Origin of the sequence: Bradyrhizobium sp. AUGA SZCCT0169 (assembly GCF_018130085.1) — a bacterium.
Lineage (GTDB): Bacteria > Pseudomonadota > Alphaproteobacteria > Rhizobiales > Xanthobacteraceae > Bradyrhizobium.
The window spans coordinates 40769-64124 of the sequence record NZ_JAFCMC010000006.1; the positions used below are offsets into that span (position 1 = coordinate 40769).

The window sequence follows — 23356 nt, forward strand, 5'->3', positions numbered from 1 at the left end:
CCCGAACCCTGGAGGGTCCCTGAATGCTGGCACGCGACAAATCTCCTTTACATCACACACCCTTGCACGCGCTCCATGTGGCACGCGGCGGCAAGATGGTTCCGTTTGCCGGCTATGAAATGCCGGTGCAGTACGCCGCCGGCGTGCTCCGGGAACACCAGCACACAAGAAGCGCCGCCGGCCTGTTCGACGTCTCGCATATGGGCCAGCTCGCGTTGCGGCCGAAGTCCGGCAAGGTCGAGGACGCAGCTTTGGCGCTGGAACGGCTGGTGCCGCAGGACATCGTTGCGGTGGCGCCCGGACGGCAGCGCTATGCGCAGTTCACCAATCCCGATGGCGGCATTCTCGACGATTTGATGGTGGCGAATTTCGGCGACCACCTGTTTCTGGTGGTCAACGCCGCCTGCAAGGCCGAGGACGAGGCGCATCTGCGCGCGCACCTTTCGGATGCCTGCGTGATCGATTCGCTGGCCGACCGGGCGCTGATCGCGCTGCAGGGGCCGAAGGCCGAATCGGCGCTGGCGAAGTTTTGTGCAGATGTCGGCGGGATGAAATTCATGGACACCGGTCCGCGCAAGGTCGCGGGCTTCGACTGCTTCGTCTCGCGCTCCGGCTATACCGGCGAAGACGGTTTTGAAATTTCGGTTCCGGCTCAACACACCGAAGCGCTGGTAACCGCGCTGCTGGAGAACAGCGACGTGCTGCCGATCGGATTGGGCGCCCGCGACAGCCTGCGGCTCGAGGCCGGGCTTTGTTTGTACGGCCACGACATCGACACCACGACCAGCCCGGTCGAGGGCGCGCTGGAATGGTCGGTGCAGAAAAGCCGCCGCACCGGCGGCGCGCGCGCCGGCGGTTTTCCCGGTGCCGAAATTATTCTGGCCCATTTTGAAAAAGGCGCATCGCGTCGCCGCGTTGGCTTGCGGCCCGAAGGCCGCGCGCCGGTGCGCGAAGGCGCGGTGCTGTTTGCCGACGCGACCTCTGCCGAACCGATCGGCAAGGTCACCTCAGGCGGTTTCGGCCCGACCCTCAATGCACCGGTCGCGATGGGCTATCTGCCGTCGCCGCTCGCCGCAGCCGGCACGCAGGTTTTCGCCGAAGTCCGCGGCCAGCGCCTGCCGCAGCAGGTCGCCGCCATGCCATTCGTTCCCAACACCTATAAACGCTGAGGAAGTTCCATGACGATCTTGTTCACAACCGACCATGAATGGCTCCGCATCGAGGGCGACGTCGCCACCATCGGCGTTACGGATTATGCGCAGTCGCAGCTCGGCGACGTCGTGTTCGTCGAACTGCCCAAGGTCGGCCGCAGCCTGAAGAAGGCGGAAGCCGCCGCCGTCGTCGAATCCGTCAAGGCCGCCTCCGACGTCTACGCGCCGATCTCCGGCGACGTGCTCGAAGTCAACGAGGAACTCGCCGCCGAACCCGCGCTGGTGAATTCCGACGCCGCCGGCAAGGCCTGGTTCTTCAAGCTGAAGATTGCGGACAAGAGCGAACTCGACGGCCTGATGGATGAGGCCGCCTACGCCAAGCACACCGCGTGAGAAGATGAAGCAAATTGCGACCACACACTCGCTGTCATCGCCCGGCTTGACCGGGCGACCCAGTACGCCGCGGCCTGTCGGCTCCATCGCTGATTTCCCGGCGTACTGGATGCCCGCCTTCGCGGGCACGACACCGAGATTGCATATTCCAGCGAGGCACCCATGAACGCGCCCTTCAAGCCCCTGAACGAACCCGCCACCGATTTCGTGCGCCGCCATATCGGCCCCTCGCCCCGCGACATCGCAGCGATGCTGGAGAGCGTCGGCGTGAAAAGCCTCGGCGAACTCATGAGCCAGACGCTGCCGTCCTCGATCCGGCAGAAGACGCCGCTCGATCTCGGGCACGCGTTGAGCGAGACCGAAGCGCTCGCGCATATGGGGGAACTTGCCGCGCAGAACCAGGTGTTCACCTCGCTGATCGGCCAGGGCTATTCCGGCACCATCCTGCCCGCGGTGATCCAGCGCAACATCCTGGAGAACCCGGCCTGGTACACGGCGTACACGCCCTACCAGCCCGAGATCAGCCAGGGCCGGCTGGAGGCGCTGTTCAACTTCCAGACCATGATTTGCGACCTCACCGGCCTCGATGTCGCCAACGCCTCGCTGCTCGATGAAGCCACGGCTGCCGCGGAAGCGATGGCGCTGGCGGAGCGCTTCTCTGGCGTGAAGAGCAAATCGTTCTTCGTCGATGCGGACGTGCATCCCCAGACGCTGGCGCTGCTGCGTACCCGCGCCGAGCCGCTGGGCTGGAAACTGATCGTCGGCGATCCCCTCGCCGATCTCGACAAGGCGGACGTGTTGGGCGCGCTGCTGCAATACCCCGGCAGTTCCGGCGCGGTACGTGATCTGCGCCCCGCGATTGCGTCGCTGCGCGCCAAGGGGGCGCTTGCCGTCGTCGCCGCCGATCTGCTCGCGCTGACGCTGCTAGCCTCGCCCGGCGAACTCGGCGCCGATATCGCCATCGGATCGGCGCAACGCTTTGGCGTGCCGATGGGTTATGGCGGGCCGCATGCCGCCTATATGGCGGTGCGCGATGGGCTGAAGCGCTCGCTGCCCGGCCGCATCGTCGGGCTGTCGGTGGATTCGCGCGGCGAGCCGGCCTACCGCCTCGCGCTGCAAACCCGCGAGCAGCATATCCGCCGCGAAAAGGCTACCTCCAACATCTGCACCGCGCAGGTGCTGCTGGCGGTGATCGCCTCGATGTACGCGGTCTATCATGGCCCCGAGGGACTGACGCATATCGCGCGCACCGTGCATCGCCGGACCACCGTGCTCGCGGCAGGCTTGCGAGAGCTGGGCGTTGCGTTGAAGAGCGAGGCGTTCTTCGACACCGTGACGGTGGATGTGGGTGCCAGGCAGAGCGAGATCATCGTCCGGGCGCACGCTGAAAATATCAATCTGCGCATCGGTCAACACACGCTCGGCATCGCGCTGGACGAGACCACGACACAAGCGACGGTCGAAGCGGTGTGGCGCGCGTTCGGCGGCAAGCTTGCCTATTCCGACATCGAGGTAACCGCACGCGAGACGCTGCCCTCCGCTCTCAAACGCGACAGCGCGTTTCTCACCCATCCCGTGTTCCACACCCACCGTTCCGAGACCGAGCTGTTGCGCTACATGCGCAAGCTCAGCGATCGCGACCTCGCGCTCGACCGCGCGATGATTCCGCTCGGCTCCTGCACCATGAAGCTCAACGCCACGGCGGAAATGATCCCGCTGACCTGGCCCGAGTTCGGCAATCTGCACCCGTTTGCGCCATCCGAGCAGGCCAACGGCTATCACGTGCTATTCCGGCGGCTTGAGAAAGCGCTGTGCGACATCACAGGCTATGACGCGATCTCGCTGCAGCCGAATTCCGGCGCGCAGGGCGAATATGCCGGCTTGCTGGCGATCCGCGGCTATCACGCAGCAAACGGCGAGCCACATCGCAAGATCTGCCTGATCCCCTCTTCCGCGCACGGCACCAACCCGGCCTCCGCCGCGATGGTCGGCATGGAGGTGGTGGTGGTCGCCTGTGACATCAGAGGCGACGTCGATGTGGATGATCTGCGCGCGAAGGCCGAGAAGCATTCGAAGAATCTCGCCGCGATCATGATCACCTATCCCTCGACCCACGGCGTGTTCGAGGAACACATCCGCGACATCTGCGACATCGTGCACGGCCATGGCGGACAGGTCTATCTCGACGGCGCCAACATGAATGCGCAGGTCGGCCTGTCGCGCCCCGGCGATTACGGCGCCGACGTCAGCCACCTCAATTTGCACAAGACGTTCTGCATTCCGCATGGCGGCGGTGGCCCCGGCATGGGACCGATCGGCGTCAAGGCGCATCTGGCGCCCTTCCTGCCTGGTCATCCCGCGACCGACGGCACGGTGCCGCATCCGATCGGACCGGTGTCAGCCGCCCCGTTCGGCTCGGCCTCGATCCTGACGATCTCCTACATCTACATTCTGATGATGGGCGGCGAAGGCCTCACGCGGGCGACCGAGATCGCGATCCTCAACGCCAACTACATCGCGAGCAAACTCGATCCGCACTTTCCGGTGCTGTACAAGAACGCAAAAGGCCGGGTGGCGCATGAATGCATCGTCGATCCCCGCGCGCTGAAAGCGACTAGCGGCGTCACCGTCGACGACATCGCGAAAAGGCTGATCGACTACGGCTTCCACGCCCCGACCATGAGCTTTCCGGTGCCGGGCACGCTGATGATCGAGCCGACCGAATCGGAATCGAAGGCGGAGCTGGATCGCTTTTGTGATGCGATGATCGCGATCCGCAACGAGATCGCCGAGGTCGAGAAGGGCCGCTGGAAGATCGAAGCCTCGCCGCTGCGCCACGCCCCGCACACCGTGCACGACATCGCCGACGACGCCTGGGCCCGCGCCTACAGCCGCGCCGAGGGCTGTTTCCCGGCCGGCACCTCGCGGACGGACAAATACTGGTGCCCGGTCGGCCGCGTCGACAACGTCTATGGCGACCGCAACCTGGTGTGCTCATGCCCGCCGGTGGAGGATTACGCTCAGGCGGCGGAGTGAGCTTAGTCACCGCGACCGTAGGATGGGTGGAGCGCAGCGATACCCATCGTTAGGCGGCGCGCGCATCGACATTTGCGATGGGTTTCGCTTCGCTCTACCCATCCTACAGATCAAGGCGCTACCAACGCCGGATTCCAGCGCCACAGATTATCATTGGTCAGGTGCGTGCCACCCCACCAGCGATCAATCGGGTTGTGTCGGCTGAAGTCTTCCTTGTGGGCAAGAACAGCCGCGCCGAATTCGGTAAGCGACAGCTCGCTTCGCAGGTACGCCTCTTGCCGCCCCCGCAACTTTTCGCGATCGAGCGTACGCAGTTGCTCGTCGAGGCCTTGCACCGCCGGCCGCGGGCCGTGCGCAAGCCCGTCCAGCAAATAGCCCAATTCCGACTCGCCGAAGATGCGCGTTTGGCGCAGTTGGTAGAGATAGAATAGCGCATTGGTTAGCGAATATCCCCGCGCGATCAGCTCGAGCATCCGCATTTCCGAGGCGCCAAGCCCTGTCGAACTTGACGGCAGTTCTTCGAGCAGATCGATCAAGACGGGTTTGAGAAGCGGCAAGGCGCTCAAGTCTCTGCCGAGCAGATCGAAGCAGCCTTTCGGGGTCGGCGCCCCATATGCCCGCCAAGCTGCGCTCGCTACCTCAAGTTCCTTTTCGGTGATGTTGACCACCGGCGGCCGCCACTTGCCGAGGCGGTCAAGCCCGATCATTTCGAGGTCAACCAAACGAAATTTCAACCTGGCGATCGTTTCCGGGTAAGGCCGGAAATAATCAAGTAGCCAGATCAACTGCAACTGAGCATTCGGTCGCGTGTCGAACCATAGTTCGACGCTTTCGTATCGCTGACAGAATTCGGCCAGGCTGAGGTCTCTGTGACTTCGGTTCTTGCTCCCGCTCCAGTTGGTGGCAAAGTCCGACCAGTGATGGCCGCGTAAAACATCTGACGTGCGCGGACCGAGATAGGTTGCGAGTTCGTCCGGCGAAGGCAATGGTCCCCAGCCGAAGCGAAAGAAGAAGCTAAGGGCGAGATCGGCGAATTCCGGCTCGGTGAATTCCGGGGAGAGCCAGCCGGTTAGAATCAGAGACTTCATCACGACCATCCCGTTGAGAGGAATACGAGGACGCGGCTACTGTCAGCAGGACCTGTCTGTTCAAGGCGCGATCAGCATGCGGCTCGCCGGATCCCAGCGCCACAAATTGTCATTGGTCAATTCGGTCCCGCCCCACCAGCGGCGGATCGGGTTACGCCGGCTGAAATCTTCAGCCTGCGCCAAAACGGCCTCGCCGAGCGGGGTCAGCGACAGTTTGCTCTGCCTGTATCGCGCGAGGCGCGCAGCGTCATCGTGCATCTCATCCGTGAAAGTCCCCTCCTCAAGGCCGGCCACGGCAGGTGCCGGACCGCGCGCCAGCCCATCCAGCAGCTCGCCAACCTCCCAATAGCCGAATACACGTCGCGTGTTGCGCTTGTCGTGGCCCGGAAAGACGTCGAACGGAGTTGCGTCACCGGCAGCGACCAGTTCCAGCATTCGCATTTCGGTCGCGCCCAGGCCGGTTAAAGGCATGGGAAGTTCTTCGAGTAACTCCAGCACGACCTGTCGAAGCTGCGGCAGGGCGCTGACTTCCTTCTGAAGCAAATCAGCCCATTGTTGAGGTGTCGGCTGTCGATATGCCTGCCAGGCCAAACTGGCGGCTTCAAGATGCTCGTTCCGGATTTTGACAGCCGGAGGCTTCCATTCTGAAATCGCTTCCGGAACCTGTTTGGCAATGTCGACGTCTGCCTGGAATAGGGTCAGCTTCGAGACAATACGCTCACGCGAGCTCAAGCAATCCAGAAGCTGCACGAGGATGAGTTGCGCGTTGGGGGCCGGATCAAACCAGAATTCAACGGCTTCGCAGCGCTCGCAGAGATCGAGCGCCCCCATCCCTTTCAAATGAAACTCTCCAAGCCGGTGCGGTGGAAATTGGTCCAGCGAGCCCGGCCCCAACATGGCTTCCAGCTTCACGTCCGATGGCAACTCGTCCCAGACGAACCGGAAGCCAAGCGGAATAACGATATCGCCGACTCCGGCGCGCAGGAGACACCCGCCTGCCGAATCGCTCGATGTCAAAACCAACCGCGTCATGTCAGTTCACCCGCATACGCAAAACAAAACGGGCACTGAGAACGTCGGCAACTCAACGTCCTCAGCACCCGCTATGTCGAAACCCGGATCATGCGATCCGAGACTTCGGAAAGTGCTATTCGTCGGCCGGCTCTTCGCCGTCGGCGTCGCGCTCGGGGGGACCGGCGAGAATCTGTTCGGCGATCAGACCGGAGTTCTGGCGGATCGCGGCCTCGATCTTTGCGGTCATATCAGGGTTGGCCTTGAGGAACGCCTTCGAGTTCTCACGGCCCTGCCCGAGCCGCTGACTGTCATAGGAAAACCAGGCGCCGGACTTCTCGACGATGCCGGCCTTGACGCCGAGGTCGAGGATTTCGCCCATCTTGGAGACGCCCTCGCCATACATGATGTCGAATTCGACCTGCTTGAACGGCGGTGCCAGCTTGTTCTTTACGACCTTGACGCGGGTCTGGTTGCCGACGACTTCATCGCGCTCCTTGATCGCGCCGATGCGGCGGATGTCGAGGCGAACCGAGGCGTAAAATTTCAGCGCGTTGCCGCCGGTGGTGGTTTCGGGCGAGCCGTACATCACCCCGATCTTCATGCGGATCTGGTTGATGAAGATCACCATGGTGTTGGATTTGTTGATCGAGGCGGTGAGCTTGCGCAGCGCCTGGCTCATCAACCGCGCCTGCAGGCCGGGCAGCGCATCGCCCATCTCGCCTTCGAGTTCGGCCTTCGGCACCAGGGCAGCGACGGAGTCCACCACCAGCACATCGACCGCACCCGAGCGCACCAGCGTGTCGCAGATTTCCAGCGCCTGCTCACCGGTGTCGGGCTGCGAGATCAGGAGTTCGTCGATGTTGACGCCGAGCTTGCGGGCATAGACCGGGTCGAGCGCATGTTCGGCGTCGATGAAGGCGCAGATGCCGCCCTTCTTCTGGGCTTCGGCCACCGTGTGCAGCGCCAGCGTGGTCTTGCCTGATGATTCCGGCCCGTAGATTTCGACCACGCGGCCTTTCGGCAGGCCGCCGACGCCGAGCGCGATGTCCAGCCCAAGCGAGCCTGACGAAATCGTCTCGATATCCATCGAGCGATCGTTCTTGCCCAGCTTCATCACTGACCCCTTGCCGAACTGGCGCTCGATCTGGGAGAGCGCGGCGGACAGGGCCTTGGTCTTATCCATGGAGGATCCTTCGACGATACGCAGGGCAGTGGCGGACATGGGTGCTCCTTATGGCGGGGATTCGCTAGCGGGACAAACGGACGACGAGGGATCTAAAGGGATTCGATTGACGATGAGAACTTGTACCATCTTTGTTCTCTGTTCGCAATATGTTCTTTTAAGGTGAGCGGTCCCTCGCCCCTTCCGTCCCGGTCTAAGTTAATGATCCCTTTCGATTTTGAGGCGGCCCCTTTTGACCCTCACCAGCGCCGCGATGTTGCCGTGCTCTGTTCATCCCCCGAAGTGGGTAGTCCGGAGCCGGCCTGTTTCGACCCCTGATGGTGACCTGCCTTGAAGTGCGCAGCGGTATTTTTTGGAATGTTCACTTTGGAACCGACGCCCGGAAGCGGAATTTTATAGGATCGGACATGCAAACCCGACGGTTAGGACCCGTGAGCAACGAGGTTGTATCGTGCAGCGTCGCCGATCCGCTCCCCACACATTTGAAGATCGAATTGCAGCTGAGAAGGCCCGGTTGGAAGCGGAGGTAACCAAGCTCAAGCCTGGTCCTCAGAAGGACGTGCTGCTCAGGAAGATCAGGCAGCTAGAGACGGCCTCTCACATAAACGAGTGGCTTTCCTCTCCCGGACTTCAACCACCAGAACTAGCCTAGAAAGAGCAAGGCGGTTGGCGGCCCTCTTTCTTTTGCCGGAACGCTTTCGTGACGACTGTCACAGTCGCCTCGATAGCCGCTCGGCATGCTCGCTCCAGATCAACGGCGCACAAGGCGCCACAGCGGAGCGGGACCATGAATAACCAGAATGAAATTCGCGAACTGACCGATGCAGAGCGACTGAGCGACGATGCGCTTGAATCGGTCTCAGGGGGTAAAGTCGTTTCGAGGGGCGTCATCAATTCGAGCGCAATCAGCCTTCCGAAGCCCAGCTACCCGCCGGTCGCGTAAACGAGGTCGCCCGAGTCGGCTCTGCCCGTAGTTCTCCGACCGTGAACAAGGTTCCGAGCGTATTGCTATCCTGATCGTTGCTCTCTCCAGCAAGGCAAAACAGGGCGCGCTGTAGCAATCGAAGCCCTGCCGCCTGCCGTCCCATCGAAGCTGTCTTGGCGCGCCCCAAAGAAACGGCCCCAGCCTCGGGGAAGAGGCACTGGGGCCGCTTATGCTGCCGGGGCAACTGGGGACTGGCAGCGCCTTTACAACTCCGCCCATTGCCACTTGTTCCCGAAATCTGCGGCACTTTTTAGAAACCTTGTCCTGTCCCCGACGTATTCTCCAGGCTGGGGTATTGCAATTTCCAGCTCTGGTGCAACGCCGCCAAGCATTATTCAGCTTGGCGGCGCTGTGCTTTTGAGTGGCCGACTTTGCCTTCTCGGGTGTTCAATGTCGGCCGGTATCCACTCGGCGACGTCGGCCGCCCATTCTCCTTTGCATGGGGTTGTTTTCGCGATTTTGCATCTGAGCCGTCGTGTGACGATCATCACAGCAGTCCGTCGCGAGACAGCCTATCCCTGTCATCCAGGGTGGCGGGAATGGTCCTGCCCACGCAAACAGGAGACGGACATGACCGAACTCAACAACGAAATCTGCGAAATGTCGTTTGAACAACTCGAACAGGTCAGCGGCGGCGCCATCCTCGACCGGATCGTCGACGCGTACCTCAAGGCGTTGGGCGCCCGCTTGCTGGACGCCGTACACCAGCCGCTGGTATCGCCGCAGAAGATGACCCTGCACATGCGATAGTGCCGGTCCGTCAAACCGGAATTGAGAGGCCGCCTTGGCGGCCTCTTTTGTTTGAGGACGCCGCCGGCGCCATGCCTGATGTCCGATTTCGGCCAGTTGCGGGAAGCTCAGCGGACCGCGCTCAACGCAACTTGTGCGGCGACGATCGGCGAATTGATCGGTGCCTTCGCTCGACGCGATTTCAAAACGGCACCGGCCAGATTTGAAACGTGCAGCGGCTCAGTTTCGAGTGTGCCAGCCATCACAGCCAACGGGAACATCCGAGCGCACCCTTGCAACGTGATTGTCGCAATCCCCATCAAAGGAGAGACGCATGATTGAGATTGGCCAGAAGCAGATCGATGAACTGAACGTCGGCGAACTGACCATCGACGAACTGGACGCGGTGAACGGCGGCGGCCGTTTGAGCGATCTATACCACCATGTCGTGGCGGTCATTCGCTTCCATACCGGCACCATCAGGAACATCGCGACAACCCTGCCCTAACCGACGCTTTGAAGAGGCCGCCTTTCATTGGCGGCCTTCCCCGTAGTTCTCCGGACAAGAACAAAGTTCCCAACCGGATGGTCGCCAGTTTTTCGCCTTGTGTTCGCGCCTTACCCCCGCGCGAACCCCGGCCCACCATCCCTTTGCGAGTGAATCAGTGCTATAATGGGGCTATGGACGAGACCCGGATCGCACCGCGGCGTCGCACGTTGAAGGCCGGAACCATCGAGTTCGGCGGCGGCGGGATCGATTGCACCGTTCGGAATCTCTCGGCCTCCGGCGCAGCGCTCGAGGTCGTGACCCCGCTGTTCATCCCGGACCGCTTCACATTGTTCGTGCCATCAGAACAGTTGAAGCGGCCGTGCCATATCGTCTGGCGCAAGGATAAGCGCATCGGCGTCACGTTCGATTAAGCCGCCGCGCCGCGCGTCGCCACAGCAAAACGACCCCGCCGCATGGGGCCATACGGTCGGGGTCGCCGACAGCAGGGAATAATCTGGAGGACCACCCCGCCGTCAGACAGATACGGCGGCAGCGATCGCTTCGTTTCAGCACCGGATTTTTTTTAGCAGGAGACGTTGAACCTTTTGCAGGGCCGCCACGACATATTGCTGCCTGGGACATTGCATCACTCGGGGTATAAGCCTGCGCCGCCAAGCGACCATACTCCGCTTGCGCGGCGCGGTGCGTTTTGGACAGGTCAGGAAGGTCAAAGACTGCCTCTGCGGACATTGCAGGCCGCTGCCGGCAAGCAACAAGCCACGGCTCGTGGGAGCGCCGGCAAGGCGGCTTGGCCACCTCAACAGCCGAACGCGGGATTGTCCCCTCGCATAGCGATCACGACCTTTCACGGGCGCGCTTTATCTTAGACGACCGCAATAGACGCTATCGGACAAATGGAAACTTTACCCGCCCAACTCAGTTAATTCAGTTGGCGCATGGGGAGATTCCCTATGAATCACAAAGGCATAGAATATACGCTGACACGATCGGAAACCCCGGGGATCTGGAACTGGCAATTCCGGATTGGTGACCTCGTCAGGTCGGGACGAACGGAAGCAAGACTGCTCCTGCTCGCCATGCGCCGCGTTCAGCTGAAGATCGACCGCGAGCTCAGGCACACCGATCGCGAAGCGACCTCCGAATTCGGGGCCCCGCGCCCACCCATTCCCTCAACGGGCATCAAATAATATTTACAATCTAAAGTGACAATCTCGGATTGAATGCGGCTTGGGTCGGACGGGGCTGCTTCATGATCTACAAGGGCGTCGAATACACCGTGACTGCGGTTGCTCCGGGTATCTGGAAATGGCAATTCCGGATTGACGACAGGGTCATCACCGGCAAGACCGAAGCCAAACTCTATCTGCTCGCGGTGCGACGGGTACAGCTGCGGATCAACCGCGAGCGGAAAAAAAGCGCATCTGGCTAGTTCGCCCTGCTAGTCCGCGCTGGGAAGCCGCCGCATCGTGAATTCGATGTCGCCGCCGGGCAGTTCGCGCCAGCTTTCGACCGCGCTCAAATAGGCCGCCTTGGGATAGCGGCTGAGGAAATCGCGCGCCCTCGTCCGCGCTACCTCGCGCGGCAGCGTGAAGGTCTCGCGCAGATAGCCGTCATCCGGCTTGCGCCGAGAGGCCATCCGGCTGGCCAGATCCCGCGGACGCATGACCATGTCGCAACTCCGAAACACATGACGACACGTTCAATATAGGGCCGGCGGAGAACAATTCCGAGTCTGCGCTATGGGGCCTTTCGGCTAGCGAGGGGTATTGGCCGCACTGCCGGTCTTCGGCTTGGCTGGCGCAGCCGCCTTGGGCGTGTCGTTGTTGCGTACGGTTCCCCACGGATCGGAAGACGCCTTGGAGTCGGGAATCTTCTTCAGCGATTCCTTGTAAGCCTTATCCTTGATCGCATCCTGTTCCTTCTCCTCCGGCGTCCTGGTGACGACTTCCGGCATCAGGTTCAGGTTGGGCATCTGCGCGTAAGCGGGCGCCGTCAGCAACACCATCATCACGGCCGCGCTCAGAATTCTCATAACAGGCTCTCCTTTGGGACACTCTCCCCCGGCGTTTTCGGGCGTATATCACCGCCGCAGCCGCGCCGCCAAGCGCGCGCGATCAAAGCCGGTCCGACCTGCAGGATTTGGGGGATTGCATCCAGTCGTCCCAGATCGGTCCGCATTTGGTGCAGCCGTTAAGCGCAAGGCCCACGGCAATCAAGCTCGAAATCAACACCACCCGGCGAAACATGAACGCGCCCCACTCCCCGAAGTGGCGATCATGCCCCTCAAGTCTGGCATTTTCAAGCCAATGCAGGCCGGACGTTTGGGAATGCCGAGCGGGGGTGCCATGGTCATTGCGGCCGAATGCCCCTTACAATGGGCGGAACGCAATATCGTCCGAGGAACAATCATTCATGCAAGAGCAACAGACGGCGGCATTCGGCATCGCGGAAGCAAAGCGGGTGCTGGACGAGGTGTTTGCACCGTGGGTGCTTGACCTCAATCTGTCGATCGAGGGTTTCGACTTCACCCCGCCGCAGGCTGGATCGGCCGACTGGCAGCCCGGTGCGATCCTGCGCATGCCGTTCTCGGAACGGCTGTGCCGCAATGGCGGCGTTGTCTCCGGCCAGGCGCTGATGGCGTTTGCCGACACCGCGATGGTGATCGCCAACGTCGCCGCCAATCGCGGCTATCGCCCGATGACGACGGTCGATCAGACCACGCATTTCATGCGCGCGGTCACCGCCTCCGACGTGCTGGCCGATGCGCGCGTGGTTCGCCTCGGGCGCACCATGAGCTTCGGCCGCGTCACGCTCTCCAGCGCCACCGACAACAAGCCGGTGGCGATGGTCTCGAGCGCGTTCGCGATGCTGTAGGTGATTTACTTGCCGAGGACCGATTCAGCGGCATTGACGATGCTCATCGTCGGATTCTTTCCGCAGTAGGTGCCGAACTTCTTGGCGTTCTCGACGAACACGTCGGTGTCGATGATCGCTTCGTCGGAGTCGCCCTTGTACCAGCCGTCCATCCAGGTCAGCACCATCTTGATGGTGTCATCACCACCATCGACGAACTGCTTGCAGGTCATGGTCGACAGATCGAGCACGACGGCATGCGCCGGAACGGATGCAAGTCCAAGCGGAAGCGTAAGCGCCGCCGCAAACAGAATCGAAACAGTCGTCTTCATGATGCTCTCCCTTGGCGCATGACGGCGAAAGCCGGCACCAATGCCGGAAAACCGCGTCAGCACGTTTCCCGGTCAATGTCGTAATCGAAATGCAAAGGCATGCGCAAGCACCGCGTGTGTTGAATCGATTGTTCGCAATTACGCTGCGCTACATGAGATTCTCAAACAGAGCACGCTTAGGTTTTCGCACGTCGCCGGCAACGAGAAGCGCCGCACGGGCGGCGCTCTCTTGCAACATCGATGACGTGATTGCCGCCTCAGTATCGACCCCGGCCGCCCTGATGACCGCCACCACCATAGCCGCCGCCACCGATGCCAATCCCGATGCCGATGCCGACCGGCGGCCCCACGGGCTCATACACCTCGCGCGGCGGCGGGCGGCGATAGACCACTTCATCCTCATAGTAGTCGGGCCCGCGCACCCGCTTTGGCGGCGCGCGCTCGACGCGCTTGGGCGGATCCGGATCGACGCGCTTGATCGGCGTATTGTTCTTCTTCAGTTGCGGCGCTGAGGCCGGCGGGGTGCAGGGACAGGTCAGCGCGACGTTCTGCGGCGTAGCGCCACCGCCGACCGCCACCGCCGGGATGATCTCGGGACGGTTGCGCAGGCGTTCTTCCATCGTGCGCGCGGTCGGCGTCAAATCGCTGTCCGGGAATCTCGTCAGGAAGGCGCGATAGCCCGCCGCGGTGTTGGCGATGACCGCATTGTTCCACGCCACCATGCGCTTGTGCCGATTGAGCCAGTCGCGGGCCAGTGCACCGAGCGGAGTCTGCGCGTACAGATTGGCAAACGCCTCGTAGGATTCATCGGTGCCGTCGGCAACGATGATTTCGTTCGCGGCCTCGACCGGCTTGCCCTTCAGTTCGCGGGTCCACTCCTCGACGGTTTTCTTGGTCGCGGCCAGTTTCGGGCCGGCCACCGGGGTGCCCGAAAATCTGAAATCCTCCGTCAGCGAGGAACTGTCCCACGGCGTCTGCCGCCCGTCGGTCGCCTTGTTGACCGACACGCGCGTGCGCTTGAAGGTTTCCTCGATCGGAATGTTGGTTTCCTTGGCCGCGGCGATCAGCGCGGTGGTGTACGGACTGTTGCTGCCCGTGCCGTCCTCGGCCACCGCACCGGGCGAGGTCGAGAACGACAGGAACGTATTCGGCGCGCCGATCTTGGCGTCGATGATCGCGAGCCCGCCGCCCGCGCTCTTGGCTATGCCGGGGAACGGATTGTTGCGGCAGGCATCGAGCAGCAGGATACGCATCTTGCTCGGCGCCGAGGTCAGCGTGTTCAGGACGTCGTTCAGCCGCACCGCCTGGATCGGAATGTCGGATTCGCGCTTCGGATCGATGTCGACCGGCACCAGAAAATTCTCGCCGTCGATCTGCACGCCATGTCCGGCGTAATACACCAGCGCGATCGAATCGCCGCCCTTGGACGCGACCTTGCCGGCGAACTCCGAGAGCTGATCGCGAATCTGGCTTTGCGACAGATCGGAAACGGTCGAAACCTCGAAGCCGGAATCGATCAGCATCTTGCTGACCGCCTTGGCATCGTTGATCGGATTGGGCAGCGCCGGAACGGATTTATAGGCCGATTGGCCGATCACCAGCGCGAGGCGGCTTTCGGCGGAGGCAGAATGCGCGCCCAGCAGCAGCGCCGCCGGAACTACCAAATGGAAAAGCGCGTGACGAAACATGGGGCCACCTCCGGCAATGCAGGCTGCAAATTGGTCGAGGTCCTGGTGGTAAAGGTTCAAGCAAGGCAGGCAGTGTGAGGTGGGACACAGACTCAGTTCAACGACGAATATGTCGCAGGCATAAAGCCCGCGCGATTTGATGTAATCAATTTGGTTTACTTGGACTTCTTGGATTACCTGGTTTTCTTGGCGGGTTCCGCCGGACGCGCGACGCCCCAGGGATCGTATTTTTCCTTCGGTTCGGGAATTCGCTCGAGCGCAGCCTTGTAGGCTTTCTCGTCCACCTTCGGCTTGGTGTCCTGCTTCGCCCTCGTTTCCTCGCCACCCCCTTGCTGTCGCCGGCCCTGGGCGTGCGCCGGCACCGCAAGCAACGCCAGAATGAATGCCGCAATCGTAATGGTCTTCATCGCCCTTGCTTTCTTCGCCATCTCGGCGACGTTCCGCCAGGATGATGGCAATCCCGGGATCGGGGGCATGATAGCCCGTCCGGATGAGCCGTTCAGCAAATGTTGATCGGCGCGGCCCGCTCGGCCGCACAATTTGATCGCCGCCGGGGGGCGCAATTTTCGCCGTCCCGGGGTAGAAAGCCGGCGATGGGGCGGGTCATTGTTCACATTGCGTTGGTCGCGGGCGTTGCGCTTGTGCTGGCAGGCTGCGGCTTTGCCGACGTCCGCTCGCCGGTGCCGGAATTCATGCGCGCCAAAGCACCCGAACCGCCGCCGCCCGAGGCGCCGCCGGACCTCAAGCGTCTGCTCAGCGAAAAACTGGATTCGGTGTTCCTGGCGGCATCCAATCCGAGGGGCGTACAGTTCTCGGCGCCGCGCCCCGAGCTGCGCGGAACGGGCTGGACCGCCTGCGTCAAAGCCGATCTGACCTCGGTGAACGGCAAGCCGCTCGGCACGCAAACCTATCGCATCACGATTTCCAACGGCGCGATTTTCGATCGCCGCCAGGTCGAGGCGGAAGACACCTGCGCGACGGAGAGCTACCAGCCGGTGTAGCGGGGCTGGTGCAGCCGGTGCGTTGCAACGGATTCGAATTTCAAACAACGCTGTCGTCCCGGCCTTGAGCTCAGATGCGCAATTGCGCATCGGGGGACCCATACTCCGCGGCGGTCATTGTGGAACAAGGTCTCTAACGCCGGCGATCTCATCGATGGGCCGCGGCGTATGGGTCCCGGCTCAAGGCCGGGACGACGAAGATATGTGCCCGCATTCTCGCGACGCGATGCGCCCGAGGTTTGTTGGAAACTTCTCGCCCCCAAATCCAGAGGGCGCAGGGAATGCCGGATGCGCGCTGCACCCGCGGTCTCATGTGCGAATAGTGCAAACAAAGCTGCACACGAGCATACAGGGCAGCGGAGAGCATCCGACATTCCCTGCGCAATGGCTTTACGGCTTATGACGCGCTCTCCCCGGTGAGACGGCCTCTATTGCCACCGTCGCCCCTCGGAAGCGTTGGCTCCCGAAAGACTTGACGCCGTTACGGGCGCCAGGACCACACGCTTTCGCCGTACGCATCAGCCGCGACCGTCAATCGCAACTGTTACGTCCACCGCAACCCGCCCCTCGTCGTGACGACGGCCGACGCCCTCTGAGTGGGACGGGATGGCCAAGAATGAACCGGTGATTTGGGGTCGAAGGAAAGAGAAATATTTTTGATTTTCGGAATTTTTGGACTTGACATGATTTCCGAAAACCGGAACTGATTTGCCCGTCGGGTTGATTTGTCGCACGCGGATCGCAAGATTTCACTTGCGCGCGAGGCGACACCGTTCTCAAGGCACAGGTAGAGACCGGCGGAAACCATGCGTTCAAGCGATCACGGGACGTCCGCTTTATCGTGCACTACGGACCCGATTCAGGCATCGCGTGATGTCCGAAAGATAGCATGACATCGGCTCCTTATTCGATCATCTCGTCGGCGCCGGCGAGCAGTGTCTGCGGCACAGCGAGGCCGAGCGTCTTGGCGGTCTTGAGATTGATCGCCAGCTCGTACTTGGTCGGTGCCTGTACCGGGAGCTCGGCGGGCTTCTCGCCTTTGAGGATGCGGTCGACATAGCCGGCCGCCCGGCGATACATGTCGATCTGATCAGGCCCATAGGAGAGCAACCCACCGGCGGCGACGAAGAGGCGTTCGAAGTAGATCGCGGGCAGTTTGTGCCGGGCCGCCAGCGCGACGATCAGATCGCGATGACGCTGCACCAACGGGCTCGCCGTCACGATCAGCCCGCCGTTCGGAGCACGCGCGAAGACGGCGACGGCGCGCTCGACCTCGCCGGCGTCGCGCACGTTGACCGGGTTCACCTCCACGCTGAGCGTCGGCGCCACGGCCTGGATGGCGGCGAACTGGCCTGGGCCGGAGGCTGTGGCGGCATTCCGAAGGACTGCTACTCGTGTCAGGCCGGGCGCGATCTGTTTGAGCAGTTCCAGCCATTTGCCCGCCAGGCTGTATTCGTAGTTCATGAAACCGGTAGCGTTGCCGCCCGGCCGCGCCAGGCTGTCGACGAAGCCGGCGCCGACCGGATCGACGACGGCCGGGAACACGACCGGTACGGTGCGGGTCGCCTGCAGCAACGGCCCCACGGTCGTGGCGGCATGGGCCAGGATGACGTCGGGCGCAAGCGCGGCCAATTCCGCCGCGTGCCTGCGAATCTCAGCGGCATCGGTCGTGGCCCAGCGGGTGTCGATGCGCACGTTGCGGCCGATGGTCCAGCCCGATTGCTCCAGGCCCTGATGAAATGCCGCGATTCGGGCCTGCATTCCCGCATCGTCCGCGGCTGCGGGCAGCAACACGCCGATGTGCCGCACGCGCTCTTGTGCATGCGCCGCAAGCGGCCACGATGCAGCCGCAGCGCCAATGATCGTAATGAACTCGCGTCGTTTCATTTCGATGTCCTCGCCGGATCCGGCGTCATGCGTGCGGACGAATTAAGATCCGGCAGAGTGCCGCGCGCGCCGCCGGTATCACTCCCAAATTGTCGAAATTCCACGCCCCCGGGGACACTGCCCCGTTCAATCGTCGCAGGCGAAAGCCTAACACGCTTCGAAATCACGATGCCGCCCTGAAAGGCACTTTTCTCGCGTATGTCCGTTTTCGGTCAGAAGCCGACCTGACCGGAACGTCCGCTTCTGGCGTGCCGGCTCAACCGGTCGCCGCAACACAGGCGTCAAATCTCTCTGCTTAGGACGGGATGCCGATGCGCCACTGATTTTCCTGAGCTGTCGCTAAGGTGTTGACGCATCCGTACGCGAGAATATCTTGATCTCGCAAAAGGATCATCAATGAAGCGGCCCGTGTCAGGAAAAACCTGTCGGATGCCCTATATGCAACTACGCCGGTTGTGCTTGTTCAGGCGCTCTCACCGAGTCGCTAGTTGGCATTCGCGCATAAACCGACGGTCGTTGTGGGCCATTTTGTTTATTTTGGTGTTCCCCGCCAACTGCCTGGCCGGTGAAGGGAAACCCATCAGCATCACCGTGGCGGCCGACCCCACGAAGGCCGACGGAGAACCTTGGGACGGCATTCCAGGCCTTGGCGGGGCGCGCGCTCCGACGGCCATCAACAAAAATGCGCCGGATCTGGCGGTCTGCGTCGTTCGTATGGAAACGCCTCCGGAATGCAGCATGCGGTATGTGAACCTGAAGCAATATTCGCTTTGCCAGGACAGCTACGCTTGCATTTTTAAGCGGGTGAGCATCCCCGATGGTCCTTTCGGGCTCATCATTCTGGATTTGGACTTACGGCGGCATGACCTGGTTGGTTTCCTCTTAATGACGGCTGGGAAGGCTCTTGCTCCTGACCAGCGAGCCGCTTTGGAAAGCGAGATTCGGAGAAGAGCCGACCAGTTAGCGCCCCCTTTTTCCCAAGAAGAGAAGCAACGCAGGTTGAGGGAGATGCTTGTTGTTCCGATGGACCGCTGCGCCGAAGCTAAGGGATGCAGGCTCGTCCAATCCGAAATCCGCGTGAACTCGGCCGAGTGATCCTGCCGGGGCGCTCCGTCCCGTCGTCACGCCTCCTATCACAGAGGACTTCGATGCGGTTCCGGATACTACCGTCATGACCAATGACGTAGGCGTAATAGCTAGCAGCCATTGCCAATTACTTCGGCGGCTGTAAGCCGGGAGACTTCAGCCACTCGCTCATGCGTTACGGTTTCGGCCCGTCTTGCTGCTCCGGTGAACGGACATTCTCAGGATCGGCGGGCATATCCCAAAAGTGCCACAAGCGGAATCCGTCGTAGCTATTCGATAAGGTCATCTGCGCGCAGCATTAAATCTCGGCTAATCGGCAATCCTATAATGCGTGCTGTTTTCAGATTGAGCACAAGCTCGAACTTGACAGGTTGCTCGATCGGCAGGTCGGCCGGTTTGGTACCCCTCAACACCTTCTGCACGTAACCTGCAAGCCGCTTGGCCTCGAAGATCCTATCCGGTCCATAGGACAACAAGGCCCCGCTGGCGGCAAATTCGCGCCACGCAGCGATGACCGGGAGCCGCTGCTCCAATGCGTACTGAGCAATTCTCGGGGCAACCAAACTAGTCAGTCGCGAAGCGACCACAAACAAACTGTTCGCGCCACTGGCACTTGCTGAACGAAGCGCGGCTTCCAGCTCTTCCGGGTTGCTGATGGGATGCGCTGTTACATCGATACTAAACGATTGGGCTCCTTTCCGTGCGAAGGTAAGCTCGTCATCGAGATGCTGCGGATTGAAAATTACGCTCACCCGCTTTGCGTCTGGCACGACCTCGTTTAGCAGCTCCATCCGCTTGGCTGCCATTTCATCGGTAAGAAATGTCACACCGGTAAAATTCTTGCCCGGGTTGGCCAGTGACACGGCTAGTCCTGAACGTACCGGACTGTCGCTGACGCCGCCGACGACAGGTATGGTGCCGTTGCTTGCATCAAACAGCGCCTTGAGAATGTCACCGCCAACCGCAAGCAGAAGGTCGGGCTTCTGCGCAACAAGTTCCTCCGCCAACTCCGGCAGGCGCGCGGCGTGGCCGTTCGCATAACGGTAAATGATCTGCAGATTGCTGCCGTCAACAAGGCCGCCCTGCGAAAGCGCCTCTTTCAACGACTGATCGATCCGCCCCAGCGATCCACCGCCGAATACGAGCCAACCGATCCGCACGGGCTTCTTTTGCGCGACCGCCAGCCGTGGAAGCGATACCGCTGCAGACGTGATCAAGCCAATAAAATCGCGCCGCCTCATGGTCGTTCACCGGAATTCGAGCCGCTCGGCAGGCGAGAATATAGCACGTCGGGAAAAGCAGCGTGGGATTTCTGGAACACGTCCGTATTGGGTCATTTTCGAATGTCAACGCGCTCGCAGTGGTGAGGTCCGCCCTGCCCGTTGAAACGGACATCATCGGCGGCGCAACGGCGTCGCGCTAGCCAGCTAACCGTTGATCACGCGCTGTCCGCCATCTCCCGAGAAAGTGCATCCCATCAATCAACACTCGGGCTGCTCCAATGCCTCTCTCTGCGCGCGCAAGAGTAAAAATCGCGAGCGGGTGAAGGGCCCCTCCTTCGGAGACAGACCCCTCAAGCGCTTCTCTCGGGAGCCGTGCGTATCCTAGTACACCTTGTCCACCGGCAGGCCGAGCGCCATCGAGCCGGCGTATTGTGCCTGCGGGCCGGCCTGCAGCGGGTGGTAGCGCGCGGCCTGGATGTCGCGGAAGCGACGCTCCAGCCCGGTGGCGCGGTAGAAGCCGGCGCCGCCGGCGAGCTCCATCGCAAGCTCTACGGTGGCAATGGCGTGGCGCGCGACGAGCGTGCGGCCCGTCATCACCTGGTTGATGGTCTCGGCCGAAGGCGCATCGAGCCGCACCGCCGCCAGCATGTGTTCGCGAGCAAGGCGCGCACCAGCCAGCTCGGTGTCCATGCGGCCGGCGAGCTGGATCATGTGGTTGTCGACCTTCTTCTTTTTCGCGACACCAACCGCGACGTCGCGGGCGCTCTCGGCGACGCCGAGATAGACCGAATAGATCAGCGGGAACGCGATGGTTGCGATGATCTGGAACAGCGGATGCCATTCGCCGGCCTTGCGCTTCACCGCAACGGCCGCCTCCGGCACCACATGGCCGTCGATCAAGACGTCGTTGGAGCCGGTGCCGCGCATGCCAAGCGTGCGCCAATTGTCCATCACCTTCACCTGCGGCGAGTTCATCGGCAGACCGAAGTGCAACACCTGCGCCGGTTCGCCTTCGCTCTCCAGCACGGCAGTGGTCATGAACAGGTTCGCGGCCGGTGAGCCGGAGGCAAACACCTTGCGCGCGGTGATGCGATAACCGCCGTCGACCTTCTCGGCCTTGCCGGAGCCGCCGATCCAGTCGCTGCCGCCGCTCGACAGCAAAAAGATGCGCTCGGCAGCGATGCGCTTGAGCAAGGGCTCGACGGGCGCCGCCTTCTGCACCTTCCAGCGCCAGGCGGGAATCGCGACCTGATGGGTGTGCATGGAAAACGCCAGCGCGGTGGAGCCGCAATGCTGGCCGAGGATGCGCAGCATTTCGGCGAGCTCATCGATGCTGGCGCCGCCGCCGCCAAGTTCAGTGGGGACGCCGGCCTCGACCAGGCCCGCTTCCTTCAGCAGGGCAAAATTCTCGGCGACGAACTGGTCCTCGTCGGTGGCGGTTTCAGCGCGCTTGGCGAAGACGGGGCCAAGTTCGCGGGCGATCTCGATGGGGCTGCGGTGCGTTGTCGCATCGATGGCGCGTGCGGTGTTGCTGCTCATGGTCATCCCTCCATTCATTGGGACATCCGCGAGTAAGCGAGATGTCTAATGCCCCGGAAACTAGGCCCGGGCGCAAGATCCCTCCAGTTCAGGAAGTGTACTGCCGCGGCGGCGATGCGCCGCCTGGAAAACAGGCCACTGTAAACATTGGTTTATTCGCTTCGCTATGGCCGCCGGCAGGCCAGAGCGGTATAGTATCTGTACTGCCCCCGCGCGTGCATGAGGAGATCCCCGTTGCCCGACAAAAGCGAACGCGGAAGCTATGGGCAGTTCTGCCCGGTGGCGATGGCATCAGAGATCTTCTGCAACCGCTGGACCGCGCTGGTGCTGCGCGAATTGCTCTGCGGCACCACGCGCTTCAACGAACTGCGCCGCGGCGTGCCGCGGATGTCGCCGACGCTGCTGTCGAAGCGGCTGAAGGAGCTGGAAGAAGCCGGCGTGATCGTCGCGGTCCCCACCGGTCAGCACGGCGTGATGGACTACAAGCTGACCGAGGCGGGCGAAGATCTGCGCGGCATCGTCATGTCGCTCGGTTTCTGGGGGCAGCGCTGGGTCGAATCGACGCTGTCGCTGAAAAATCTCGATCCCGGGCTGTTGATGTGGGACATGCGGCGCAACCTGCAGCCCACGCCATTGCCGCCGCGCCGCACCACCATCAATTTCATCTATCCGGAAATGCGGCCGGACCGGAAATCATGGTGGCTGGTGGTCGAGCGCGAGAAGGTCGACCTCTGCCTCACCGATCCCGGCTACGACGTCGACCTCTATGTCAGCTGTCCCCTGCGCGCCATGACTGCGGTGTGGATGGGCGTCGCCAAGCTCCACAGCGAAGTCGAAGCCGGCCGCATCAAGGTCACCGGCGACAGCTCGATCGCCAGATCGATGCAGCAATGGCTGGGTCTCAGCCCCTTCGCGCAGGGGCAAAGGGCTGTGGTGTAGCTGCAAACAGGCCGTTACCGTTAGGGATCTGATTGGCAGCTCTGCCTCAGACCGCTTCCGTCCAGCTTTCCGAGAATGCCAACGCCGACGTCGAGAATGGCCGCCCCTCGCGTTCCCGCGGCCAGGACCGCCCTTTCGCCTCGACGCCGTTGCGGACGAGACGGGTGCCGAGCGCCGGGATCAGCACGGTGCACACGCCGTAGCGCCGGTCGGGAATCTGGTTCGGCTGCGAGTGGATGAGCAGCGGTTCGCCGATATCGAACCAGGTAAGTGAGATGTCTTCGCCGTGCGACTTGATGTGTTCAGTCCAGAAGTAGCGCGGATCTCCCGCTTTGGAGAATTGCGCATCCGCACAGGGGATAGTTGTGTCGGAAAGTTCGGTATTGAGCATGCCTTGTACGGTAGACTGCAGCCACCGCGCCATCGCGATGTTGTCGGAGTAAATGCGCCACCGACCTTCCGTCAGCTCGCTCTTCAAGTAGAGAACGTGTCCGGGACCAGCCGGCGAAAAGATGATCCGCCAATAGCTCGCCTCGGTCGAGTTCGGCTCGCCGTCCTTCGGACTCAAGCGGATAAACGGGTTCTCGCCCGTCAGGATCGTTTTGTTGGGATCGGCGATGCTCATGTAACGGGTCTCCCTCTCAACTTCTCATGATACGTCGTTGTATGTCCGCTTTACGCGCCAAGGCGGACATTGCGATCATTCCGCGTGATACTA

24 protein-coding genes are annotated in these 23356 nt (G+C 61.9%); 12 read left to right on the forward strand and 12 right to left on the reverse strand.

Annotated features, from left to right (window positions below):
- The first annotated feature begins 23 nt into the window (after positions 1-23).
- From gcvT to gcvP, 3 genes are all read left to right on the forward strand, one after another.
- Positions 24-1169: a glycine cleavage system aminomethyltransferase GcvT gene (gene gcvT / locus JQ609_RS09410; protein ID WP_212273221.1), complete on the forward strand. Its 1146-nt coding sequence runs from the start codon at positions 24-26 to the stop codon at positions 1167-1169.
- Positions 1170-1178: 9 nt separating this feature from the next.
- Positions 1179-1544, forward strand: coding sequence for a glycine cleavage system protein GcvH (gcvH, locus tag JQ609_RS09415; protein WP_192734185.1), 366 nt, complete (start codon positions 1179-1181; stop codon positions 1542-1544).
- Between the two features lie 162 nt (positions 1545-1706).
- On the forward strand, positions 1707-4580 hold the full coding sequence (gene gcvP, locus JQ609_RS09420) for an aminomethyl-transferring glycine dehydrogenase (protein ID WP_212273222.1): 2874 nt from the start codon (positions 1707-1709) through the stop codon (positions 4578-4580).
- Between the two features lie 110 nt (positions 4581-4690).
- On the opposite strand, the gene JQ609_RS09425 is transcribed toward gcvP, so the two are convergent.
- The 3 genes from JQ609_RS09425 to recA all read right to left on the reverse strand — a co-directional run bounded on the left by JQ609_RS09425 (position 4691) and on the right by recA (position 7904).
- A complete protein-coding gene (locus JQ609_RS09425) occupies positions 4691-5668 on the reverse strand; it encodes a hypothetical protein (protein ID WP_212273223.1) in 978 nt (325 codons plus the stop codon).
- A 60-nt stretch (positions 5669-5728) separates the two neighbouring features.
- Positions 5729-6700 carry a hypothetical protein gene (locus tag JQ609_RS09430; protein ID WP_212273224.1) on the reverse strand — a complete coding sequence of 324 codons (972 nt, stop codon included), beginning with the start codon at positions 6698-6700 and terminating at the stop codon, positions 5729-5731.
- Between the two features lie 115 nt (positions 6701-6815).
- Entirely contained in the window at positions 6816-7904 is a 1089-nt protein-coding gene (gene recA / locus JQ609_RS09435) for a recombinase RecA (RefSeq protein ID WP_192734187.1), read from the reverse strand.
- Between the two features lie 748 nt (positions 7905-8652).
- Here recA and JQ609_RS09440 point away from each other — a divergent pair.
- From JQ609_RS09440 to JQ609_RS09460, 5 genes are all read left to right on the forward strand, one after another.
- Positions 8653-8808 carry a hypothetical protein gene (locus tag JQ609_RS09440; RefSeq protein WP_212273226.1) on the forward strand — a complete coding sequence of 52 codons (156 nt, stop codon included), beginning with the start codon at positions 8653-8655 and terminating at the stop codon, positions 8806-8808.
- A 612-nt stretch (positions 8809-9420) separates the two neighbouring features.
- On the forward strand, positions 9421-9600 hold the full coding sequence (locus JQ609_RS09445) for a hypothetical protein (protein ID WP_212204474.1): 180 nt from the start codon (positions 9421-9423) through the stop codon (positions 9598-9600).
- 313 nt (positions 9601-9913) lie between these two features.
- Positions 9914-10087, forward strand: coding sequence for a hypothetical protein (locus tag JQ609_RS09450; RefSeq protein ID WP_212273228.1), 174 nt, complete (start codon positions 9914-9916; stop codon positions 10085-10087).
- A 173-nt stretch (positions 10088-10260) separates the two neighbouring features.
- Positions 10261-10500, forward strand: coding sequence for a PilZ domain-containing protein (locus JQ609_RS09455; protein ID WP_192734191.1), 240 nt, complete (start codon positions 10261-10263; stop codon positions 10498-10500).
- An 839-nt stretch (positions 10501-11339) separates the two neighbouring features.
- Positions 11340-11519: a hypothetical protein gene (locus JQ609_RS09460; protein WP_212273230.1), complete on the forward strand. Its 180-nt coding sequence runs from the start codon at positions 11340-11342 to the stop codon at positions 11517-11519.
- 9 nt (positions 11520-11528) lie between these two features.
- Here JQ609_RS09460 and JQ609_RS09465 read toward each other — a convergent pair whose 3' ends face one another.
- On the reverse strand, positions 11529-11759 hold the full coding sequence (locus tag JQ609_RS09465; RefSeq protein ID WP_212204472.1) for a hypothetical protein: 231 nt from the start codon (positions 11757-11759) through the stop codon (positions 11529-11531).
- 84 nt (positions 11760-11843) lie between these two features.
- Positions 11844-12122, reverse strand: coding sequence for a hypothetical protein (locus tag JQ609_RS09470; protein WP_212204471.1), 279 nt, complete (start codon positions 12120-12122; stop codon positions 11844-11846).
- 380 nt (positions 12123-12502) lie between these two features.
- Between JQ609_RS09470 and JQ609_RS09475 the strand changes: the two genes are divergently transcribed.
- Positions 12503-12964 (forward strand): PaaI family thioesterase, encoded by a 462-nt coding sequence (locus JQ609_RS09475; protein WP_212204470.1) that lies wholly within the window; start codon positions 12503-12505, stop codon positions 12962-12964.
- A 5-nt stretch (positions 12965-12969) separates the two neighbouring features.
- On the opposite strand, the gene JQ609_RS09480 is transcribed toward JQ609_RS09475, so the two are convergent.
- The 3 genes from JQ609_RS09480 to JQ609_RS09490 form a co-directional block, all read right to left on the reverse strand.
- Complete coding sequence (locus JQ609_RS09480; protein ID WP_192734196.1) at positions 12970-13275, reverse strand: HdeA/HdeB family chaperone; 306 nt, start codon at positions 13273-13275, stop codon at positions 12970-12972.
- A 257-nt stretch (positions 13276-13532) separates the two neighbouring features.
- A complete protein-coding gene (locus tag JQ609_RS09485) occupies positions 13533-14963 on the reverse strand; it encodes a caspase family protein (RefSeq protein ID WP_212204468.1) in 1431 nt (476 codons plus the stop codon).
- Between the two features lie 173 nt (positions 14964-15136).
- On the reverse strand, positions 15137-15370 hold the full coding sequence (locus JQ609_RS09490) for a hypothetical protein (protein ID WP_212204985.1): 234 nt from the start codon (positions 15368-15370) through the stop codon (positions 15137-15139).
- Between the two features lie 186 nt (positions 15371-15556).
- On the opposite strand from JQ609_RS09490, the gene JQ609_RS09495 reads away from it, so the two are divergent.
- Positions 15557-15964, forward strand: a complete 408-nt coding sequence (locus JQ609_RS09495; protein ID WP_212273232.1) for a hypothetical protein — start codon at positions 15557-15559, stop codon at positions 15962-15964.
- A gap of 903 nt (positions 15965-16867) precedes the next feature.
- On the opposite strand, the gene JQ609_RS09500 is transcribed toward JQ609_RS09495, so the two are convergent.
- On the reverse strand, positions 16868-17851 hold the full coding sequence (locus JQ609_RS09500) for an ABC transporter substrate-binding protein (RefSeq protein ID WP_212204465.1): 984 nt from the start codon (positions 17849-17851) through the stop codon (positions 16868-16870).
- A 516-nt stretch (positions 17852-18367) separates the two neighbouring features.
- On the opposite strand from JQ609_RS09500, the gene JQ609_RS09505 reads away from it, so the two are divergent.
- Positions 18368-18946: a hypothetical protein gene (locus tag JQ609_RS09505; RefSeq protein ID WP_212204464.1), complete on the forward strand. Its 579-nt coding sequence runs from the start codon at positions 18368-18370 to the stop codon at positions 18944-18946.
- Between the two features lie 260 nt (positions 18947-19206).
- Here JQ609_RS09505 and JQ609_RS09510 read toward each other — a convergent pair whose 3' ends face one another.
- Together JQ609_RS09510 and JQ609_RS09515 are read right to left on the reverse strand one after the other, a co-directional pair.
- Positions 19207-20178 (reverse strand): ABC transporter substrate-binding protein, encoded by a 972-nt coding sequence (locus tag JQ609_RS09510; protein WP_212204463.1) that lies wholly within the window; start codon positions 20176-20178, stop codon positions 19207-19209.
- A 363-nt stretch (positions 20179-20541) separates the two neighbouring features.
- Entirely contained in the window at positions 20542-21699 is a 1158-nt protein-coding gene (locus JQ609_RS09515) for an acyl-CoA dehydrogenase family protein (RefSeq protein ID WP_212204462.1), read from the reverse strand.
- Between the two features lie 285 nt (positions 21700-21984).
- Between JQ609_RS09515 and JQ609_RS09520 the strand changes: the two genes are divergently transcribed.
- A complete protein-coding gene (locus tag JQ609_RS09520; protein ID WP_249119562.1) occupies positions 21985-22638 on the forward strand; it encodes a winged helix-turn-helix transcriptional regulator in 654 nt (217 codons plus the stop codon).
- 46 nt (positions 22639-22684) lie between these two features.
- Here the strand turns inward: JQ609_RS09520 and JQ609_RS09525 are convergent, their stop codons facing one another.
- Complete coding sequence (locus tag JQ609_RS09525; RefSeq protein ID WP_212204460.1) at positions 22685-23263, reverse strand: hypothetical protein; 579 nt, start codon at positions 23261-23263, stop codon at positions 22685-22687.
- Positions 23264-23356: the final 93 nt, after the last annotated feature.

Bases quoted from the DNA above. Each gene is read 5' to 3' on its own strand.
- gcvT (WP_212273221.1), top strand. From the start codon at position 24: ATGCTGGCACGCGACAAATCTCCTTTACATCACACACCCTTGCACGCG.
- gcvH (WP_192734185.1), top strand. From the start codon at position 1,179: ATGACGATCTTGTTCACAACCGACCATGAATGGCTCCGCATCGAGGGC.
- gcvP (WP_212273222.1), top strand. From the start codon at position 1,707: ATGAACGCGCCCTTCAAGCCCCTGAACGAACCCGCCACCGATTTCGTG.
- JQ609_RS09425 (WP_212273223.1), bottom strand. From the start codon at position 5,668: ATGAAGTCTCTGATTCTAACCGGCTGGCTCTCCCCGGAATTCACCGAG.
- JQ609_RS09430 (WP_212273224.1), bottom strand. From the start codon at position 6,700: ATGACGCGGTTGGTTTTGACATCGAGCGATTCGGCAGGCGGGTGTCTC.
- recA (WP_192734187.1), bottom strand. From the start codon at position 7,904: ATGTCCGCCACTGCCCTGCGTATCGTCGAAGGATCCTCCATGGATAAG.
- JQ609_RS09440 (WP_212273226.1), top strand. From the start codon at position 8,653: ATGAATAACCAGAATGAAATTCGCGAACTGACCGATGCAGAGCGACTG.
- JQ609_RS09445 (WP_212204474.1), top strand. From the start codon at position 9,421: ATGACCGAACTCAACAACGAAATCTGCGAAATGTCGTTTGAACAACTC.
- JQ609_RS09450 (WP_212273228.1), top strand. From the start codon at position 9,914: ATGATTGAGATTGGCCAGAAGCAGATCGATGAACTGAACGTCGGCGAA.
- JQ609_RS09455 (WP_192734191.1), top strand. From the start codon at position 10,261: ATGGACGAGACCCGGATCGCACCGCGGCGTCGCACGTTGAAGGCCGGA.
- JQ609_RS09460 (WP_212273230.1), top strand. From the start codon at position 11,340: ATGATCTACAAGGGCGTCGAATACACCGTGACTGCGGTTGCTCCGGGT.
- JQ609_RS09465 (WP_212204472.1), bottom strand. From the start codon at position 11,759: ATGGTCATGCGTCCGCGGGATCTGGCCAGCCGGATGGCCTCTCGGCGC.
- JQ609_RS09470 (WP_212204471.1), bottom strand. From the start codon at position 12,122: ATGAGAATTCTGAGCGCGGCCGTGATGATGGTGTTGCTGACGGCGCCC.
- JQ609_RS09475 (WP_212204470.1), top strand. From the start codon at position 12,503: ATGCAAGAGCAACAGACGGCGGCATTCGGCATCGCGGAAGCAAAGCGG.
- JQ609_RS09480 (WP_192734196.1), bottom strand. From the start codon at position 13,275: ATGAAGACGACTGTTTCGATTCTGTTTGCGGCGGCGCTTACGCTTCCG.
- JQ609_RS09485 (WP_212204468.1), bottom strand. From the start codon at position 14,963: ATGTTTCGTCACGCGCTTTTCCATTTGGTAGTTCCGGCGGCGCTGCTG.
- JQ609_RS09490 (WP_212204985.1), bottom strand. From the start codon at position 15,370: ATGAAGACCATTACGATTGCGGCATTCATTCTGGCGTTGCTTGCGGTG.
- JQ609_RS09495 (WP_212273232.1), top strand. From the start codon at position 15,557: ATGGGGCGGGTCATTGTTCACATTGCGTTGGTCGCGGGCGTTGCGCTT.
- JQ609_RS09500 (WP_212204465.1), bottom strand. From the start codon at position 17,851: ATGAAACGACGCGAGTTCATTACGATCATTGGCGCTGCGGCTGCATCG.
- JQ609_RS09510 (WP_212204463.1), bottom strand. From the start codon at position 20,178: ATGAGGCGGCGCGATTTTATTGGCTTGATCACGTCTGCAGCGGTATCG.
- JQ609_RS09515 (WP_212204462.1), bottom strand. From the start codon at position 21,699: ATGAGCAGCAACACCGCACGCGCCATCGATGCGACAACGCACCGCAGC.
- JQ609_RS09520 (WP_249119562.1), top strand. From the start codon at position 21,985: ATGGCATCAGAGATCTTCTGCAACCGCTGGACCGCGCTGGTGCTGCGC.
- JQ609_RS09525 (WP_212204460.1), bottom strand. From the start codon at position 23,263: ATGAGCATCGCCGATCCCAACAAAACGATCCTGACGGGCGAGAACCCG.